Origin of the sequence: Microbacterium sp. ISL-103 (genome assembly GCF_018613995.1) — a bacterium.
GTDB lineage: Bacteria > Actinomycetota > Actinomycetes > Actinomycetales > Microbacteriaceae > Microbacterium.
Window position 1 is genome coordinate 1 of record NZ_JAGGPD010000531.1, and the last position, 2,302, is coordinate 2,302.

General features: G+C 66.7%; 3 protein-coding genes. All 3 read left to right on the forward strand.

Going from position 1 to position 2,302, the window contains the following annotated elements:
• Positions 1-725 (forward strand): 4-hydroxy-3-methylbut-2-enyl diphosphate reductase (gene ispH / locus J7E68_RS17130; protein ID WP_215174623.1); only part of this gene is annotated, 725 nt, incomplete at its 5' end.
• A 2-nt stretch (positions 726-727) separates the two neighbouring features.
• Positions 728-1,507: an IclR family transcriptional regulator gene (locus tag J7E68_RS17135; RefSeq protein ID WP_215174625.1), complete on the forward strand. Its 780-nt coding sequence runs from the start codon at positions 728-730 to the stop codon at positions 1,505-1,507.
• A 266-nt stretch (positions 1,508-1,773) separates the two neighbouring features.
• Positions 1,774-2,301 (forward strand): DUF6264 family protein, encoded by a 528-nt coding sequence (locus tag J7E68_RS17140; protein ID WP_215174627.1) that lies wholly within the window; start codon positions 1,774-1,776, stop codon positions 2,299-2,301.
• Position 2,302: the final 1 nt, after the last annotated feature.

Here is a 2,302-nt window from a genome sequence, read left to right on the forward strand (position 1 = left end):
GCCTTCACGCGATCGACGCGACCTGCCCTCTCGTGACCAAGGTGCACCGCGAGGCGGTGCGATTCGCCCGCGACGACTTCGAGATCCTCCTCATCGGCCACGAAGGTCACGAAGAGGTCGAGGGCACGGCCGGAGAGGCCCCCGAGCACGTCACCATCGTGAACTCGCCGGATGAAGCCGACACGGTGCAGGTGAAGGACCCGTCGAAGGTCGTGTGGCTCTCGCAGACCACGCTGTCCGTCGACGAGACGATGGAGACGGTCAACCGCCTACGCGCACGCTTCCCCGAGATGCACAATCCGCCGTCGGATGACATCTGCTACGCCACCCAGAACCGGCAGGTCGCCATCAAGAAGGTCGCGGCCAACGCCGACCTCGTGATCGTCGTCGGTTCTGCGAACTCGTCGAACTCGGTGCGCCTGGTCGAGGTCGCACTCGAGTACGGCGCGAAGGCCGCGTACCGCGTGGACTACGCCGAAGAGGTCAAGCAGGAGTGGCTCGACGGCGTCGCCACGGTCGGCGTCACCAGCGGAGCATCCGTTCCCGAGGTCCTCGTGCACGAGGTGCTCGAGGCGCTCGACGGCGCCGGCTACCGCGATGTCGAAGAGGTCAAGACGGCGGAAGAGGATCTGATGTTCTCGCTGCCGAAGGAACTGAGGCAGGATGCCTCGGGTCAGCGCGATTCTCGTGCGCTCGGGGGGCGTGCGTCAGGCGGAAGCGTCTAGTCTTGCCCGCCGCCGAGGGCGAGCCGACCCTCATCGGGTCGGTCCAACGTGCTCTGCGGCTGGTGGACATCGTCGCGAACTCCCCGCGACCCCTGCCGGTGAAGATGCTGTCGGCCATCACCGGACTCACTCAGGGCACGACCTACAACCTCGTGCGCACCCTCATCCACGAGGGATACCTGACCAGCGAACCCGACGGTCTCGTGCTCGGCACTCGGTTTCCGGCCTTCCACACGGATGCTGATGCCAGGGGCGTCTTCCTCGCCCGTGTGCGCGCTGCGCTCAGGGATGTGACCGACGAGCTGGGGGCGACGGCGTACCTGTCTCGCTACCGCGACGGCGAGCTGCATCTCGTCGACATCGTCGACGCAGTGCGCAACCCCCGGATCGAACTGTGGGTGGGCCTGGAATCCAGTGCACACGCGACCGCCCTCGGAAAGCAGATCCTGACGGAGCTCACCGGCGACGAGCGACTCGACTATCTCTCTCGGCATCGCCTCGAGGAGCTCACGCCGCAGACGATCAGCGACCGGCGCACCCTGCTCACGCAGCTGGAGCATTCGCCGGGGTACGCCGTGGACCGTGAGGAGTACCTGATCGGCAACTCCTGTCTGGCCGTCCCCGTGATCGCACCGAACGTGGTGGCCTCGCTGGCCATCTCGCTTCCCGCAGAACCCGGCGTCCTCGATCGCGCGCTCGTCCCGAAGCTGCAGCGCGCCGCGCGGTTGTTGTCGTTGCAGCTCGGGGCTGATGCGCTCGCGGGCGACGAGAGCCCCCTCTGAGAGGCGTCACCGGATGTTTCACTATCTGAAGAAATGACACTGGCGCGTCGGCACGCGCTTTCCTAACATGTGGAAGGTAGACGTCTGTGCATTCGGCGCTACAGGTGGTGGAACGTCCCCAGCGTTCCTCGACCCACTTGGATGACGAGCGTCCCCAGCGTTCCGAGTCCGCGGCCCCGAGGAGTCCCCACTTCTCCGGGGCCGCCGTCGTTTTCAGGCTGTTCAGTCTGGGAGCCTGCCAAGGGTCGGGCGGATAGCATGGCCGCATGACCGACCAGCGGCCCCAGTACGGCGAAATCGCGACCATCGAAGAGCAGCGCAGGGCGGCGGGACTGCCGCCGCTCGACGAGGTGGCACCGGCCGTCGTCGCTGCAGGTCCGCCCGAGAGCCCTGCGGCAGCAGCGCCCGCCGCTGCTCGCTCGCATCCGGTCGACCGGTTCGCGACGATCGGGCTGCTCGCCTACGGTCTGGTGAACGTCGTCGTGACCGGCCTGTCGTACCTCGACTTCTCGACCGCCATGAACGAGATGATGAGCGTCCTCGGCGTCGACGGCGAGTTCACCAACTTCGCCGAGGGCAGGACCTGGGGAACGATCGCCGCCGTCGTCCTGGCAATCGGGTGGTCGCTCACCGCCTACTTCTCCATCCGCCGACTGCGCAGTGCGAAACGCAGCTGGTGGGTGCCTCTCGTCGGCGCCGCCATCACTCTCTTCGTCGCGTCGATCTGTGCGGCTATCCCGCTCATGAACGATCCGGCCTTCATCGATTTCATCGGCAAGGCCGCCGGGCGGTAAC